General features: G+C 71.8%; 12 protein-coding genes and 1 pseudogene. 9 read left to right on the forward strand and 4 right to left on the reverse strand.

Features of this window, described 5'->3' with window-relative positions:
- Nucleotides 1–122 precede the first annotated feature (122 nt).
- Entirely contained in the window at nt 123–2,606 is a 2,484-nt protein-coding gene (locus tag ACIP82_RS25220; RefSeq protein WP_400656468.1) for a Tex family protein, read from the reverse strand.
- 234 nt (nt 2,607–2,840) lie between these two features.
- On the opposite strand from ACIP82_RS25220, the gene ACIP82_RS25225 reads away from it, so the two are divergent.
- Nucleotides 2,841–3,572, forward strand: coding sequence for a maleylpyruvate isomerase family mycothiol-dependent enzyme (locus ACIP82_RS25225; protein ID WP_400656469.1), 732 nt, complete (start codon nt 2,841–2,843; stop codon nt 3,570–3,572).
- Nucleotides 3,573–3,640: 68 nt separating this feature from the next.
- Here ACIP82_RS25225 and ACIP82_RS25230 read toward each other — a convergent pair whose 3' ends face one another.
- Nucleotides 3,641–3,901, reverse strand: a complete 261-nt coding sequence (locus tag ACIP82_RS25230; RefSeq protein ID WP_400656471.1) for a hypothetical protein — start codon at nt 3,899–3,901, stop codon at nt 3,641–3,643.
- Between the two features lie 74 nt (nt 3,902–3,975).
- Between ACIP82_RS25230 and ACIP82_RS25235 the strand changes: the two genes are divergently transcribed.
- The 3 genes from ACIP82_RS25235 (at nt 3,976) to ACIP82_RS25245 (ending at nt 9,584) form a co-directional block, all read left to right on the forward strand.
- Nucleotides 3,976–4,872: an aminoglycoside phosphotransferase family protein gene (locus ACIP82_RS25235; RefSeq protein WP_363612361.1), complete on the forward strand. Its 897-nt coding sequence runs from the start codon at nt 3,976–3,978 to the stop codon at nt 4,870–4,872.
- A gap of 162 nt (nt 4,873–5,034) precedes the next feature.
- A complete protein-coding gene (locus ACIP82_RS25240; RefSeq protein ID WP_363612359.1) occupies nt 5,035–5,466 on the forward strand; it encodes a hypothetical protein in 432 nt (143 codons plus the stop codon).
- A complete protein-coding gene (locus ACIP82_RS25245; RefSeq protein ID WP_400656474.1) occupies nt 5,463–9,584 on the forward strand; it encodes a hypothetical protein in 4,122 nt (1,373 codons plus the stop codon). The genes ACIP82_RS25240 and ACIP82_RS25245 overlap by 4 nt, the downstream gene beginning before the upstream one ends.
- 60 nt (nt 9,585–9,644) lie before the next feature.
- Here ACIP82_RS25245 and ACIP82_RS25250 read toward each other — a convergent pair whose 3' ends face one another.
- Nucleotides 9,645–9,941 carry a DUF4190 domain-containing protein gene (locus ACIP82_RS25250; protein WP_363612355.1) on the reverse strand — a complete coding sequence of 99 codons (297 nt, stop codon included), beginning with the start codon at nt 9,939–9,941 and terminating at the stop codon, nt 9,645–9,647.
- A 359-nt stretch (nt 9,942–10,300) separates the two neighbouring features.
- A complete protein-coding gene (locus ACIP82_RS25255) occupies nt 10,301–11,239 on the reverse strand; it encodes an oxidoreductase (protein ID WP_400656477.1) in 939 nt (312 codons plus the stop codon).
- A 104-nt stretch (nt 11,240–11,343) separates the two neighbouring features.
- Between ACIP82_RS25255 and ACIP82_RS25260 the strand changes: the two genes are divergently transcribed.
- From ACIP82_RS25260 to ACIP82_RS25280, 5 genes and pseudogenes are all read left to right on the forward strand, one after another.
- The gene (locus ACIP82_RS25260) at nt 11,344–11,925 is read left to right on the forward strand and encodes a TetR family transcriptional regulator (protein WP_400656554.1); all 582 of its coding nucleotides are present in this window, start codon (nt 11,344–11,346) and stop codon (nt 11,923–11,925) included.
- Between the two features lie 319 nt (nt 11,926–12,244).
- Nucleotides 12,245–12,388 (forward strand): annotated as a pseudogene (locus tag ACIP82_RS25265) (peptidyl-tRNA hydrolase); the annotation flags it as partial.
- Nucleotides 12,389–12,946: 558 nt separating this feature from the next.
- Nucleotides 12,947–14,383 (forward strand): MFS transporter, encoded by a 1,437-nt coding sequence (locus tag ACIP82_RS25270; protein WP_400656479.1) that lies wholly within the window; start codon nt 12,947–12,949, stop codon nt 14,381–14,383.
- Nucleotides 14,384–14,403: 20 nt separating this feature from the next.
- Nucleotides 14,404–16,056 (forward strand): glycoside hydrolase family 13 protein, encoded by a 1,653-nt coding sequence (locus ACIP82_RS25275; protein ID WP_363612419.1) that lies wholly within the window; start codon nt 14,404–14,406, stop codon nt 16,054–16,056.
- A 103-nt stretch (nt 16,057–16,159) separates the two neighbouring features.
- A complete protein-coding gene (locus ACIP82_RS25280; protein WP_400656481.1) occupies nt 16,160–16,708 on the forward strand; it encodes a TetR/AcrR family transcriptional regulator in 549 nt (182 codons plus the stop codon).
- Nucleotides 16,709–16,931: the final 223 nt, after the last annotated feature.

The following is a 16,931-nucleotide window of genomic DNA, read 5'->3' on the forward strand; positions in this document are numbered from 1 at the left end:
GCGGCGTTCCCCCCGGGCCCCCCACACCCCGGGGGGGCCCCCCCCCCCGCCCGGCGCGGGGGGGCCGGGGGGGGGGGGGGGGGCGCCCCCCCCCCCCCCCCCCCCCCCCCGCCGTCGTCTGCTCAGCGCCGCCCGGAGCGGCGGTTGCCGGACCCGCCCTGGCCGCTGCCCTGGCCGCTGCCCTGGCCACTGTTCTGGCCGCCACCGGTCAGACCGGCCCGGCGCAGCGCGTCCGCCATGGCGCTGTTGCCCAGCGGCGCCGACCCGCCGGAGCCGGAGCCCGAGCCGGAGCCGCGCCGGTCCTGGCGCGGCGGACGCGCCGCCCGCTCGCCGCCGCGCTCGCCACCACGGCCCCGGTCACCGCCCCGGTCACCGCGGTCGCCGCCACCGCCCCGGCCGACCTCGTCGTCCAGCCGCAGCGTCAGCCCGATCCGCTTGCGCGGCACGTCCACCGAGGTCACCCGCACCGTGACGATGTCACCGGGCTTGACCACCTCGCGCGGGTCCTTGACGAAGTTCTTCGACAGCGCCGAGACGTGCACCAGCCCGTCCTGGTGGACGCCCACGTCCACGAAGGCGCCGAAGGCGGCGACATTGGTCACCACGCCCTCCAGCACCATGCCGGCCTCCAGGTCGCCGATCTTGTCGACGCCCTCCTTGAAGGTGGCCGTACGGAACGCCGGGCGCGGGTCGCGGCCGGGCTTGTCCAGCTCGCCGAGGATGTCGGTGACGGTCGGGATGCCGAAGGTGTCGTCGGCGAAGTCGCCCGGCCGCAGCGCCCGCAGCGCGGTGCCGTTGCCGATCAGCTGCCGCAGCTCCCCGCCGGTGGCGGCGAGGATCCGCCGCACCACCGGGTACGCCTCCGGGTGCACGCTGGAGGCGTCCAGCGGGTCGTCGCCGTCCGGGATCCGCAGGAAGCCCGCGCACTGCTCGAAGGCCTTCGGGCCGAGCCTGGCGACGTCCTTGAGCGACTTGCGGGTGCGGAACGGGCCGTTGGCGTCACGGTGGGCGACGATGTTGTCCGCGAGCGTCCCGGTGATCCCGGAGACCCGGGTGAGCAGCGGCGCGGAGGCGGTGTTGACGTCCACGCCGACCGCGTTGACGCAGTCCTCCACCACGGCGTCCAGCGAGCGGGAGAGCTTCACCTCGCTGAGGTCGTGCTGGTACTGGCCAACGCCGATCGACTTGGGGTCGATCTTGACCAGCTCGGCCAGCGGGTCCTGGAGGCGGCGGGCGATGGAGACCGCGCCGCGGATGGACACGTCCAGCTCGGGCAGCTCCTGCGAGGCGAACGCGGAGGCCGAGTAGACCGAGGCGCCGGCCTCGCTGACCATCGCCTTGGTGAGCTTCAGCTCGGGGTGGCGCTTGAGCAGGTCCTCGGCGAGCTTGTCGGTCTCCCGGGAGGCGGTGCCGTTGCCGATCGCGATCAGGTCGACGGAGTGCTTCTTCGCCAGCGCGGCCAGGGTGGCCAGGGCGGCGTCCCACTTGTTGGCGGGCTGGTGCGGGTAGATCGTGTCGTACGCGACGACCTTGCCGGTGTCGTCCACGATCGCGACCTTCACCCCGGTACGGAAGCCCGGGTCGAGGCCCATGGTGGCGCGGGTGCCGGCCGGGGCGGCGAGCAGCAGGTCGCGCAGGTTGGCGGCGAAGACGCGGACGGCCTCGTCCTCGGCCTCCTGCCGGAGCCGGCCGCGCAGGTCGATGCCGAGCCGGACCAGGATGCGGGTGCGCCAGGCCCAGCGGACGGTGTCGCCGAGCCACTTGTCGGCCGGGCGGCCGTGGTCGGCGATGCCGAACCGGGCGGCGATCCGCTGCTCGTAGTCGCTCTCCCCGGGCAGGTCGCCGTCCTCGCCGTCGAACGGGGACAGCTCCAGGTCCAGCACCTCCTCCTTCTCGCCGCGCAGCATCGCGAGGATGCGGTGCGAGGGGAGCCTGGTGTACGGCTCGGCGAAGTCGAAGTAGTCGGCGAACTTGGCGCCGTCCTGCTCCTTGCCGTCCCGGACGGTGGCGACGAGGCGACCCCGCGTCCACATCCGCTCACGCAACGTGCCGACCAGGTCGGCGTCTTCCCCGAACCGCTCGACCAGGATGGCGCGGGCGCCCTCCAGCGCGGCGGAGGCGTCGGCCACCGACTCGTTCAGGTAGCCGGCGGCCAGCGCGGCCGGGTCCTGCACCGGGTCGGCGAGCAGGGTGTCGGCGAGCGGCTCCAGGCCGGCCTCGCGGGCGATCTGCGCCTTGGTGCGCCGCTTCGGCTTGTACGGCAGGTAGATGTCCTCCAGCCGGGCCTTGGAGTCGGCGGCGAGGATGCGGGCGCGCAGCGCGTCGTCCAGCTTGCCCTGCGCCTCGATGGACTCCAGGACGGCGGTGCGGCGCTCCTCCAACTCGCGGAGGTAGCGCAGCCGCTCCTCCAGCGTGCGCAGCTGGGTGTCGTCGAGGGAGCCGGTGACCTCCTTGCGGTAGCGGGCCACGAAGGGCACGGTCGAGCCGCCGTCGAGCAGGTCGACGGCCGCCTTCACCTGCCCCTCGCGGACGCCCAGCTCCTCGGCGATCTGCCGCTCGATGGCCTGCTGGGCCTGCTTGACCACCTGTTCGGCTGACGTGCTCACGAAGCCGGTCACCTTCTCCAGAGTTGCTGTCCCCGTTGTTCCCCGTACGCCCTGCATTCTGGCAGGTACCGGTGACCGGTCCCGGACGCCCCCGGGCGCGCCGGGCGTGGCGCGACTCCGTTCCCGGCTCCGTTCCCGGCCGCGCCGCCTCCTCCGCCGCCGTCTCCGTCCCGCCCCCGCGTCAGCCGAAATCGGTTCGGCGGGCGGTACCGGCGCGGGGTAGCGTCCGCCGGTATGGAGAAGAGCGACTACGCGGCCGCGATGCGGCGTGACACCACCCGGTTCCTCACCGCCGTCACCGGCGATCTCGGCCTGACCGTGCCGAGTTGTCCGGGGTGGCGGGTGGCCGACCTGCTCTGGCACGTCGGCGAGGTGTACCGGTTCTGGACCAGGGTGGCCGAGGGGGAGATCACCGACCCGCACACCCAGTACACCGAGCCCGAGCGGCCCGCCGACGACGCCCTGCCGGGCTGGTTCGCGGAGGGCGCCGAGCAGTGCGCGGCGGTGCTGGAGCGGCTCGACCCGGCGGAGCCGAGGTGGAGTTGGTCGACGCAGGCGAACGCCGGCTTCATCCAGCGGCGGATGGCCCAGGAGATCGCCGTGCACTGCTGGGACGCGGTCAACGCGGTGGGCCGGGACGAGCCCGTCGAGCGGACGCTGGCCCTGGACGGCATCGACGAACTGCTCACCCTCTTCCTCCCCCGGGCCGCCCCCGACGGCCTCCCGGAGGCCGGCCTGCACCTGCACGCCACGGATGCCGAAGGCGGCGCCGGAGAGTGGACCCTCCGCGCGGTGGGCGGGAGTTGGCAGCTCGGACGGGAACACGGCAAGGCCGCGGCGGCGGTCCGCGGCACGGCCTCCGACCTGCTGCTGATGCTCTGGGGCCGGCGCGACGCGGACCGGCTGGAGGTGTTCGGCGACCCGGAGGTCATCAAGGCCTACCGGGCGGCCTTCGAACTCGACTGATCCGGCGGGCCGTTCGAGCCAGGCCCGTTCAGGCCTGCTCAGGCCCGCCCGGCACCTCCCCGGCCCGTTCAGGCCGGGGAGACCGACGAGCGGGGCTCCCCCGACTCGGCCAGGTCGATCAGGTGGACCTGGCCGGTCGAGAACACCAGGGCGACGAAGAGCAGCACGAGGATCAGCGTCCCGAACAGCAACGGCTCGTCAAGCCACTCCCGCAGCACCAGCAGCCCACCGGACCGCCGGCTGAACCGCCCGGTCACCGCCGCCACCGCCAGCGCCGCCACTCCGCCGAGCGCCCCCCACAGGACCCAACGCTCCCGCCTGTTTCTCATCCCCTTCTCATCCCCACACCCTGGTGTTCGAAATCCGGCTGAGGGTCGGGGAGATCCGCTATAGGCTGCCCGCCATGTGTGCTGCCGCGCGGATGCATCCCGACGAGCCGGACATCGACGCGGCCCTGGTCAGGCGACTGCTCGCCGTCCAGTTCCCGCAGTGGGCGTCCCTGCCGCTGGAACGGGTCGCCTCCTCCGGCACGGACAACGCGATGTTCCGGCTCGGGCCCGAACTCGCCGTGCGGCTGCCCCGGGTGGGCTGGGCCGCCGAGAGCGTCGACCGCGAACAGCACTGGCTGCCCCGGCTCGCCCCGCAGCTGCCGCTGCCCATCCCCACGCCGCTCGCGCAGGGCCGGCCCGGCTCCGGCTACCCCTGGCAGTGGTCGGTGATCCGCTGGCTGGGCGGCGGCAACCCGATCGTCGGCAGCATCGCCGAGCCGGTCCAACTCGCCCGCGACCTGGCCGGGTTCGTCACCGCTCTGCGCGCGGTCGACCCGGCCGACGGCCCGCCGTCCTCCCGGGGCGTCCCACTGGCCTCCCGGGACGGCGCCACCCGCGCCGCGATCGCCAGGCTGGACGGCGCGATCAACACCGAGGCGGCGACCGCGGTCTGGGACAAGGCGCTCCGCCTGCCCGAGCACGCCGGCCCGACCGTCTGGGTGCACGGCGACCTCTCCCCCGGGAACGTCCTGCTCGCCGGGCGGCGGCTGGGCGCCGTCATCGACTTCGGCCTGATCGGTGTCGGCGATCCGACGGTGGACCTGATCGTCGCCTGGAACCTGCTGCCCGGCATCGCCCGGTCCGCGTTCCGGACCGCCCTCGCCGCCGACGAGGCCGCCTGGGCCCGCGGCCGCGCCTGGGCGCTGTCGATCGCCCTGATCCAACTCCCCTACTACCGCCACACCAACCCCGCCCTGGCCGCCAACGCCCGCCATGTGATCCGCGAGGTCCTCGCCGACCGCAGCGTCTGAAGCCGGGCGCCCGACCTCGCACACGACCGTTCGGGCCCCCTCGCCCGGGGTGCCACGCCACGGCCTCACCGCCGGGCGGGTTGTCCGGGGCGCCGGTCCGGTCTCAAAATGTGGTGGCATACGCATCTGATGTGACGTCATAGAAAAGGTGGCGGGCTGGAGATGGATCCCGAACTGGTAGCGCTGGCCTCGACGGCCGCGGCCGCGCTGGTCGGCCGGCTGGCCACCGACGGCTGGGAGCAGGCCAAGCAGGCGCTCGAGGCGCTCTGGCGGCGCCGGCACCCGGACCGGCCCGAGGAGACGGAGGCCGTCGAGGCCCGGCTGGTCGAGACGCGCGAGGAACTGCTGGCCGCCCGGCTCTCCGGCGACCGGCAGGTGGAACAGGAACTGGCCGTCGAGTGGCGCACCCGCTTGCGCGACGCGCTCAGGGCCGACCCTTCGCTCGCGACGGAGCTGCGCGGGATGCTGACCGAACTCGACCGCGCGAGCCCCGAGTCCGGCGCCGGCGGAAACCGGGTGACCATGCGGGCCACCGCCTCCGACCAGGCGAAGATCTTCATGTCCGGCAACGACATGCACATCACCGGCCAGTGAGTGGACCGGGGCTCCGGCTGGAGGCCTACGCATCCGGCTACGGCACCATCTACCTGGCCGCCGGGGACCAGCACATCACCGTACGTGACCTGCACGTGCACCACGGGGACGGTGTCCACCGCGTCCGCCGGATCGAGTCCCACCCGGAGAGCGGCGACGACTGCCCGTACCCCGGCATGACCGCCTTCGGAGCGGAGCAGTCGAAGTGGTTCTTCGGCCGGGACAGAGCCCTCGCCAAGCTGACCGGCCGGCTGGACGAGTGCCTGCGGGACGGCGGGGCGGTCGCGGTGGTGGCGGCCTCCGGCACCGGCAAGTCCTCGCTGCTGCAAGCCGGTCTGGTGCCCGCGCTCGCCCGTGGGACGCTGCCCGGCTCGCGCCGGTGGCCCTGCCTGCTGTTCACGCCGGGCGCCCACCCCGTGGCCGCGCTCACGAGGCACCTGGCCGCGCTGACCGACAGCGAACCCGACGACGTCGAGGGCGAGTTGGACGGCGATCCACGGGCCCTCGCCGACCGGCTCGGCGGCGCGCTCCGCAGCCGGGGCGCCGACCGGCTGATGGTGATCGTCGACCAGGCGGAGGAACTGTTCACCCAGACCGCCTCGGAGGACGAGAGACGACGGTTCATCACCGCGCTCGCCCGCCTCACGGACTCCCCCGGCCCGTCCACCGGCGGCCCGCCGGCTCTGGTCGTCTACGGCGTCCGCGCGGACTTCTACGCCCGCTTCGCCCAATACCGCCCCGTCCACGAGGCGTTGGAGCGCCGCCAGGTCTTCATCGGCCCGATGTCGGAGACCGAGCTCCGGGAGGCGATCCTCTTCCCCGCGCAGCGGGAGCGGCTGGAGTTCGAAGAGGGCCTGGTCGAACTGCTCCTGAGCGACCTCGGCGTCGCCGCCGGCGGTCTCCACCGGCCCGAGGAGGACGGGAGCGCGGAGCCCTCGGCACCCGGGCGCGGCTACGAGGCCGGACGCCTCCCCCTGCTGGCCCACGCGCTCCGCACCACCTGGCAGCAGAGACACGGTTCGACCCTGACCGTCGACGGCTACAAGGCGTCCGGCCGGATCCAGGGCGCCGTCTCGGACACCGCCGAGACCATCTACCGGGGGCTCGACACAGCCGGGCGGGAAGCCGCCGAGGTGCTCTTCCGGCGTCTCGTCAGAATCGGCGAGGGATCGGAGGACACCCGGCGCGCGGTCACGGAGGAGCGGCTCACCGAAGGGCTCGTCCCCGCTGCGGCCGAGGCCGTGCTCGCCGGGTTCACGGGCCGCCGGCTGCTCACCCGGAGCCGTGACACCGTACAGATCACCCACGAGGCCCTGCTGCACGCCTGGCCCCGCCTGCGCGCCTGGGTGGACACCGACCGCGCCGACAACCTCCTCCGCCAGCAGCTGGAGGAGGCGGCCGCCGCCTGGGCCCGAACGCCCCGCCGCGACCCCGCCCTGCTGTACCGGGGCAGCCGGCTGGAGGCCGCCCGTGCCTGGGCAGCCCGCACCGGGCGGGCCGGTCTCGGCGCCACGGCCTCGGCCTTCCTGGACGCCTCGATCCGCCTGAGACGACGCACTACCCTCACCCGCCGCACCGCCGTCGCACTGCTGATCGCGCTCTCGCTGATCGCCATGACGGCCGCGGAGTCGGCCCGGGACCAGAAGAAAGTGGCCGATCAACAGCGCCGGACGGCCGTGGAACAGGGCAACCTCGCCATGGAACGCCTGCTCCAGGCCCGGGCCGAGAATCTGCGCGGGACCGATCCCCAGCTGTCGCTCCAGCTGAGCCTGGCCGCGCTGCGCCTCCATCCGACCCAGGAGGCCCGGACCGGGCTGATCACCACCCTTCAGCAGACCCGTCTCGACGGCGGTTCACAGCCGGGCGCCGTCGGATCGCTCATGGACACCGCCGCCTTCAGCCGGGACGGCGGCATGCTGGCCGTCGGGCGGGCGAAGGGCCAGGAGAAGGGGACGGTCCGGCTCTGGGACACCACCGATGCCGGGTACCCGAGTCTGCTCGCCACCCTGACCGGTCATGCCAACGAGGCCCAGGCGGTGGCCTTCAGCCCTGACCTGCGCCGACTGGTCACCGTTGCGGCCCCCACCCCCGATGGCGCGGCCGCAGGCGAGAAGCCGGCCGACAGCGATGTCATCCTGTGGGACCTGACGGACCGCCACCACCCGCGGCGGATGGCCTTCGACGCCGAGGTCGGCGACCGGGTACAAGCCGCGGTGTTCAGCCCGGACAGTCGCAGGCTGGCCCTCCTCGCCGGCGGCTCGACCGGCACGCTGACCCTGTGGGACGTCGGCGACGGCGCGGCCCCGCGCCGGCTCGCCGGCCCGGTCGCGGCCACGCAGGCCCAGTACGCGGCATTCAGCGCCGACGGCCGCCTCCTGGTCACCGGTTCGGGAACGTTCGAGGCCAAGGACGAGTCGGGCACCCCGGGTTCCGTCACCCACGGGACGGGTTGGCAGGTCTGGGACGTGACGGACCCGACGGCCCCGAGGGCGACAGCCGAAGAGCGGCTGATCAACGGGCCGGTCGTCCTGAGCCCGACCGCCCCGGTCCTGGCCACGGGCTGGAGGCGGACGGTCCTCCTCTGGGACCTCACCGACCCGGGCTCGCCGAGGAAACTGGCGGCCCTCAACAACTCCGACGACGTTTCGGCGTTCGCGTTCGGGCCGGACGGCCGGTCCCTCATCACCTCCTCCTCCGACGGCGGCTCCGTGCTCTGGGACCTCACGGACCCGGCGCACCCCCGGCCCCAGCCGCCCCTGGTCGGCTCGCACGGCGCCGTGGCCGCCTCCCGGAACGAGCTCGACCAGCAGACCCGGGCCGGGAGTTTCCGGCGGATCGAGTCCGTCGCGTTCAGCGGGGACGGCCAACGGGTCCTCCAGGTCGACGGCGGCGGGACGGTCTCCCAGTGGCTGGTCGGCGGCCGCCCGGCCCCGGCCGTGATCGCCCCGGTTCCGGGCACGGATCTGCGCAGTGCCGCGTTCAGCCCCAACGGCCGCCGACTGGTCGTCGGCGGGCGGTCGGGTGACGCGCACCTCTGGGACACCTCCGACCCGGCCAGGCCGCAGGAGCTGGCGGTGCTTCCCGGCCGCGCCGGGTGGCAGGCCGTGGCCGTGGGGTTCAACCGGGACTCCACCGTGGTGGCGGTCGGCACGCGGTACGGAGTGTCCTCCGGGCAGGGCGGCGAGGTCACCCTCTGGGACGTGTCCGACCAGGGCCACCCCCGGCGGCTGACCACTCTCGCGGTGCCGTCGGGGGTGGGATCGCTGGCGTTCAGCCCACGGTCCGGAGTGCTCGCCGTCACGGGCGGCAAGGACTGGGCCGACTCCTGGGTGGGCCTCTGGGACACGGACGATCCCTCCGCCCCCGTCCAGCTGAAACTGATCGAGCGGCTCAGCCCGCTGGTCAACTCCTTGACGGCCCCGACGGGCTCCGGCGGCGGACCCCTCGTCACGCTTCCGGACCCCCTGCCCTCCATTCAGCACACGCCGACGGTGTTCAGCCCCGACGGGCGGCGGCTGATCCTTCCGGGATCGCTCTGGGACGTCTCGGATCCCGCCGCGCCGGTTCTGGTGCCCGTCGCCAAACCTGCCGACCCGCTGGCCGGCCTGCTGGCCGGCATCACCAGGCCGCTGTCCGGCACGTCCGCCGCGGCCTTCGGACCGGACGGAACAGTCCTGGCGGACGACGGCCTCGACGGCGTCCGCCTCTGGCAGTCGGGGCAGAGCATCGGACCGGCCCCGCTGGCCACCATCCCGGTGACCGCGGAGCTGGTCCAGGTCGCCTACCACCCGGACGGTGGGCTGATCGCCCTCGGCCAGCGGAACGGTGTCGTCCGGCTCTACGAGACGGCCGATCCGACCGTGCCGGGCTGGGCCGCCGACCTGCCCGATTCCGCCACCGACCTGGCGGACGTCCGTTTCAGCCCCAACCGCAGATCCCTGTTCGTCGTCCGCGACGACGGCTCCGGCCAGCTCTGGGATCTCGGTGCCCTTCCCGCCATCACCGCCGACCCCGTCGGTCTGGCCTGCCGGATCGCGGGAGGCGGCCTCTCGCGCGGCGACTGGGAGCTCACCTACGCCAAGGGGCTGCCCTACCAGGACACCTGCGCACGAAGCTGAGCCCTCACGCCGACGGAGCCGACGGGAGAGGCGTCCGCCCGGGGACGGGGCCGGCCCCGGTCAGTGCCCGGTGAGCTGCTGGTGGACGCACTGCTGGTACTGCCGGAGGCTGTCGGGCCGGTAGCACTCCTGCGTGTTGTTGGCGTACCAGACCATGAAGACGGCGACCAGGACGGACACCACGATCGCGAGGAACGACGCCACCACTCCGGTGATGGCCATGCCCCGGCCGACGCCGCTCCGCCTGGCCTTCGTCAGGGCCACGATGCCCAGGATCAGGCCGATGACGCCGAACAGGCCGCCGACGGAGATGATCGAGGTGATCAGACCGATGACACCCAGCACCATGGCTGCCACGGCCAGGCCGTTCCTGCCGACCGGGGACCGCATGCCATGACCGGGACCCTGGGAGCGGGGGGAGTACGGGTCCGTCCCCGTGGCCCACGTCTCGCTGCCTTGCGTGTTCAACAACCGTCCTCTCGTCGACTGAGCAGGACACGATCCTCGCCTCCGGGGTATCGGGCGCGCATCGCGGGAAGGCGGGAGAAAACGCTCCCCCGATCGGGGGAGGCCACCGGTGAGCCACCAGGACATCGGCGGCCGGCTCGGGCACCACGCACGGCGGAAGAGCACCGGAAGAGCACCGGATGAGCAGAGGAAGCCGGGCCCGTCGACTTCCTGTTCAACCGCCCCCACCGGTCCGGCCGGATCCGTCGTCAGGCCGGGGTCGGAAACGCGAACCGCACGTCGGTCAGCTGCTCCGACACCTCCCACAGACGGCGGCCGGTCCCCTCATCGGCGGCCCCGGCCGACAACCGCACCCGCGTCGGTCCGCCGCGCAGCTCGGCCGGTCCGTCCGGGCCGATGAACTGCCCGCCCTCCACCGTCGGCTCGGTCGCCGCGTACAACTGGGGCAGGGCGCCGCGGTCCGGGGCCTGGGCGAGCAGAGGGTTTCCGACGCTGCCGAACACCACCCGCCACAGGCCGACCGGCCCACTCGTCTGCAGGCTGGTGGCGGTGTAGCCGGGATGGGCAAGCACGCTGCGCACCGGGCTGCCGGCCTCGGCCAGCCGTCGGTGAAGCTCCCGGCCGAAGACGGCGTTGGCGAACTTCGACTGGTCGTAGAAGGCCATCGGCGAGTAGCCGCGCCCGCCCGCGAGGTCGTCGAAGCGCAGGCGACCGTTCCGGTGCCTGAGCGAACTCACCGTGACCACGCGGGGATCGCGCCCGACGGCCAGCAGGTCGAGGAGCAGCCCGGTGAGCGCGAAGTGACCGAGATGGTTGACGGCGAACTGCAGCTCATGGCCCTGCGCGCTCAGCGATCGCGGCGGCGCCATCACGCCCGCGTTGTTCACGAGCACGTCCAGCCGCGGATGATCGGCGCGCACCTGGTCGGCGAAGGACCGGACGGAGTCGAGATCGGCCAGATCGAGGTGGCGCACCTCAAGACCGGCGCCCGGATGCTGATCGGTGATCTCCGCGACCGTCCGGTCCCCCTTCCCCACGTCCCGCACCGCGAGGATCACGTGCCCGCCCCTGCGGACGAGTGCGCGGGTGGTCGCCAGGCCGAGGCCACTGCTGGCTCCGGTGACGACGAACACCCGCCCTGTCTGGTCCGGGATCTGATCGATCGTCCAGCGCTGTTTCTGCGTCATTCGGCACATGCTGTCGCTGGTGTCACTCGGTGTCAAGATGCCCCCGAGTGCCGCGGAAGGCATGGCGTTACCATGGGCCGGTGAGCACCCGCCCCGAATTCACCATGGCCGAACGCAAACGCCGACTCGTCTCGGACGAGCTCACCGCGGCAGCGCTGGAGCTGCTCACGGTGAAGGGGTTCGACGTGGTCACCATCGACGAGATCGCGGCCGCCGCCGGCGTGTCCAAGCGCACGTTCTTCCGGTACTTCGCGTCCAAGGAGGACGTGGTCGTCCAGTTCCTGGCCGACCTGGGCACCGGCATGCGCGCCGGACTGGCAGCCCGCCCCGTCGGGGAGCGGCCCTCCGTGGCACTGCTGCACGCCGTCTCGGTCCCCGTCAGGGCCTGCGGCGACCACGCCGACCGGGCCCTGCGGGTGGTGCAGCTGATCCTGCGGACCCCCGCCCTGCTCGCCCGCTTCCTGGAGCGCCAGGCGCGATGGCGCGACGAGCTGACCGCAGAACTGGCGCTCCGCCAGGGGCTCGACCCCGACACCGACCTTTATCCGCGACTGGCCGCCGGAATGGCACTGACCGCCTTCGACGCCGTGCTGCAGCGGTGGAGCGACAGCGACGGCAGCGAGGATCCCGCCGAACTGACCGCCCGGGCCTTCGCCGTCATCGCCCCGGCACTGGACGCTTCCTGACCTGCTCGCGCTCGACATGGCCGAGCACACCCGGGAGACAGGTCACGCGGGGTTCGCGCAGTTCACCGCCGTGCACGTGACGGTTGCGGTCGCAGAGCCGCCGGAGCAGCCCACAAGCCCCCGTGCCGGACCGGGAAGGGGTTCCCGGCCCGGGCCCCCTGGTCCCGCCCGCGTACATCCCACGGTGCGTGGGTGGGACCCCTGAACCCGCCCCGCCCGTGTGCGCCTCAGCAGCGCACGGGCGGGGCTTCAAGCCGTCCAAGGTCCGAATAGAACTCGCAGGTAGCCTGTCACGGTTGCCTCACTTTCCGAGCCCTTCGACGCCCCGAGCCCAGTCGGCGCCCCCACCGACCGCGACGCCAATCCGCAGTACGTGCTGCCGTTGGTGCTGCACCTGGAGAAGGCGGACCCGCCGGGGCGCACGGACGCGCTGGAGACCTCGGCGCGGGCGGTGCTGACCCTGACCATCACCGACCAGCCGCCGCGCGGGCGGTCGCCGAGGCACTGGAGGCGCGAAGGGCCGAGCCCACGGTGCGGCGCCCGACGAAAGCGCCGCACCCCACCGCCCCGCCGACGAACCCGCCCCCCGCACCTCGCCACCGGAGACCCCTGGTCTGCGAGAGGCGATCGCCGGACTGATCGCCTCCTGCTCGCGCATGTCCACGTACAGGCCTGCGCCGTCCGCGTGCAGCCATGCCTCGCCCGGACCGCTCGCGGTGCGGAGATCCCCTGGGCCGAGTTCCGCACGACGGGGCGACACGGCACCGATCGACAGCTTCCCGGCGCCGGATCGAGGCGTTGGACGAAAGCCGCATCGGCTCGGGGAGCATCAGGGTGGAGCAAGTCGAACGCCGGGTGTACGGTCGTACACGTCGTGGTGTACGGTCGTACATCATCTCGGCGATCGGCCGACGACAGCGACTCCGCGCGCCGCCCGTGAAGCGGTGTGCGCACGCAACGCATGCCTTTCCTCACCTCAGCGACGAGGCGCTCTGCCGGAGCCTCGAAAGGACCGTTTGTGATGCCAAGAACCAGCGGCTCGGTGACAGCTCGCGTCCCATTTCCGGAAAAAGTCGCCTACTCGAGCGGTGACCTCGCGTTCAACCTCGTGTATGTCGCGACGGGCACGTACCTCATGTTCTTCTACACTGAGGTCGTCGGAATTCCGGCAGCAACCGTCGGCACGATGTTCCTGGTGGCCCGTCTGCTCGACGGAGTATGGGACCTCGTTGTCGGCGTGCTGATGGAGAAGCTCAGCTCAAGGTTCGGAAAGGCCCGGCCGTGGCTGCTTTTCCTTGCCGTTCCTTATGGCGCGAGTGCGGCACTTCTGTTCTCGGCTCCGAACCTCGGTGAGACCGGTAAAATAGTCTACGCATTCGCGACCTATATGCTCTCGGGTGTCGTCATCTATACCGCGATGAACATCCCCTACGGGGCTCTCAGCGCTCTTATGACCGAAGACGCCGGGGATCGTGGCCTGTTGAGCACGTTCCGAATGGTCGGTGCTTATGTGGGGACACTCATCGTCGCCGCGCTCACCATGCCGCTCGTCGATGCGTTCGGCGGAGGCGCCAGTGCGTGGACGCTGACGTTCTCGCTGTACGGCGGACTTGCCGTTGTCCTCTTCTTCATCGTGTTCGTGTTCTGCAAGGAGCGCGTCGGTTCGTCCCGCGCGCCGGACGAGGCCGGTTCATCCGACGCGGTGACCCCCGTCGTGGCGGTGGGCCGCCCGTTCACGACCCGTGAGGGTCTCGCGTCGCTGCTGCGCAACAAGTACTGGCTCCAGCTCACGCTCCTCGGAATCCTGCTGCTGTCGGCGTACGGCCTTGTCGGGGTCTACCCGTACTACGCCCAGTACACGCTGGGTGACGAGAACCTCGCGACGATGCTCTTCACGTTCCGCACGATCGTCGAATTCGCCGGTGTGTTCCTTGCGATCCCCCTGGTGAGACGGATCGGCAAGCGCAATATCTCGCTGCTGGGATGCGTCGCGATGGTCGTGGGGCAGTTGGTCATCGCGGTGGCTCCCGCGTCGCTTCCGGTCGTCCTCACCGGTCTCTCGGTCGGCGGCGTCGGCGTGGGAAGCATGTTCGCGGTTCTGTTCGGCATGGTCGCCGACACGATCGAGTACGAGGAGTGGCGCAGCGGTTTTCGCGCCGAGGGGCTCGTCTTCGCGGGTGCGACCATCGGGCAGAAGATCGGCGGCGCCCTCGGCGGTGTCTCCATCGGCTGGATGCTTGGATTCGGCGGATTCCGAGAGGGCGGTGGCGCGACTCAGCCGGCATCCGCCATCAGCGCGATCGACTTCGTCTTCATCTGGCTGCCCCTGATCTTCGCCATCGCGATGGCCGCCGTCCTGGCCTTCTACCACCTCGACAAGGAGCATCCGCAGATCCTCGCTGACCTGCGGAGGCGTCGTGCCGAGTCCGTTTCTCTCGCACCGGAGGGCGAGGCATGAGCCTGCGAAAGCACCACGCGATGACCGGTTCCGCCGTCGAGCACGTGCACGATGCTCTCGACACCGCGGAATGGTGGCGCACCGCGGTGATCTACCAGGTGTACCCGCGCTCGTTCTCCGACTCGGACGGCGACGGGAACGGCGATCTCGGCGGCATCAAGCACCGCCTCGCCTACCTTCGGGACCTCGGTGTCGACGCGATCTGGATCTCTCCCTTCTATCCTTCTCCGCAAGCGGACGGCGGATACGATGTCGCCGACTACCGCGACGTCGATCCGATGTACGGAACGCTCGCCGATGCGGACGACCTGATCGCGACCGCACACGCGCTCGGTATCCGGGTGATCATCGACATCGTGCCCAACCACACGAGTGACGAGCATCCCTGGTTCCAGGCGGCACTCGCGGCCGGCCCGGGTTCTCCCGAGCGTGCCCGGTACTGGTTCGTCGATTCCCCAGGGGTGCCGAACAACTGGCCCAGCGAGTTCGGCGGACCGGCGTGGACGCAGGTGGCGGACGGACAGTGGTACCTGCATCTCTTCGACCGGAAGCAGCCCGATCTCAACTGGGAGAATCCCGAAGTCCGGGAGATGTTCGCGGGGACACTGCGGTTCTGGCTGGACCGGGGCGTCGACGGTTTCCGGATCGACGTCGCCCACCACCTGGTCAAGGCGCCCGGCCTCTCCGACTTCGATGCCGACTGGGACGCGTACAACAGGGGCGCGCTCCCCACCAACGCCGTGCCGTTCGCCGATCAGGACGGCGTGCACGACATCTACCGGGAGTGGCGGGCGATCCTCGACAGCTACCCCGGGGAGCGGGCGATGGTCGCGGAGGCCTGGGTGACGCCCCACGACCGGCTCGCCCTGTACGTGCGACCGGACGAGTTCCAGCAGGCGTTCAACTTCGACTACATGCGCGCGACCTGGGATGCCGAAGCCCTGCGGGCACAGATCAGGACCACGCTGCGGAACGCGGATTCCGTCGGCGCGCCGGCGACCTGGGTGCTCTCGAACCACGATGTCATTCGTCACGCGACCCGGCTCGTGCGGGCCGACCCGACGATGGCACCGTGGATACTCGAGGCCACCGAGCCCCGGCCGGACACCGAACTCGGGCTGCGAAGGGCGCGGGCGGCGACGGCGCTCATGCTCGCCCTCCCCGGCAGCTCGTACCTGTACCAAGGCGAGGAACTCGGCCTTCGCGAGGTGATCGAGCTCCCCGCCGACGCCCGCACGGACCCCGACTTCCTTCGTGGGGGCGGGCACCGCCTCGGTCGCGACGGATGCCGGGTGCCGATCCCCTGGAAGAAGGACGCCCCGGCGTTCGGCTTCAACGACACCGGCGCCTCATGGCTCCCGCAGCCCGCCGACTTCGGTGACTACGCCGTGGACCGGCAACACGGCCGAGACGGCTCCACCCTGGAGCTCTACCGGAGCCTGCTCGCCGTACGACGGCAGCGACAGCTGGGGAACGGGTCGCTCGCGCTCGTCGACCTCGGACCGGATCTCGTGGCACTGGACGTCACCAACGACCGGGGAGCCACCCGGATCGTGCTCAACCTCGGCTCCGCGCCCTGGCCGATTCCCGCGAGCGCGCGCGTGCTCGTGGCGAGCGCGGACGGCGTGACGGACCTCCTTCCCGCCGACTGCGCCGTCTGGCTGGCGGAATAGGCCAGCGGGTGGCCGCCCGACAGGGCCGCCACCCGCTGTGTCGGCTCGCGTACGATCATCCCTGTACAACGCGCAGCCCATACGCAGTCCGGAGGCGGAATCGATGGCCAATCAAGTCGACGCGGGACGTCGGGACCGCATCATCGACGCCGCCGTCGACTGCATCGCGGAACAGGGCGTGGCAGGAACGTCCCACCGGGTGGTCGCCAAGCGCTGCGGAGTCCCGCTCGGCTCGATGACGTATCACTTCTCCGGCATCGACGAACTCCTCTACGAGGCATTCCACCGCTTCACCCAGCGGATCCGCGACCTCGTCCAGAAGAGGTTCGAGCGCACCCTGGAACCCGCCGACGCCATCGATGCGGTGATCGCGCTCATCTACGACGACTTCGGCGTGGACCAGAACATCTACCACCTCACGTACGAGCTCTACGCCATCGCCTCTCACCGCTCCGAATTCCGTCCGCTGGTCCACGAGATGATCGACGCCGGATTCACCGCACTCCGGACCTACTTCGACGAGGAGACAGCCCGCGCGATCAACACGTACATCGAGGGTGCGTCCACACACCTCACCTTGGACACCCGCCCGCAGACGGTCGATCAGGTGCGCCACGCCCTCCAGCGGCTGGCCGGTCTCGACGCATCCTGACCCCCGAGGCCCATGGCGCGCCCGCCCGGTGATCCGCGAGGTCCTCGCCGGCCGCAGCACGTGAAGCCGGAACGTCCGGACCGGACGGACATCCGTTCGGGAGCCCTTTCGCATGCTCTGTCGTTCCGTCAATAACCTTTCCGCAGAGAGCAGTCCCCGCAGCGGAAGCTGTTGCTAAGGTGCTGCTCCTCCGCAAGGTCTGCGGGGCCGCCGGCGGGGTGGC

This window comes from Kitasatospora sp. NPDC088548 (genome assembly GCF_044753005.1).
In the GTDB taxonomy this organism is placed as follows: Bacteria; Actinomycetota; Actinomycetes; order Streptomycetales; family Streptomycetaceae; genus Kitasatospora.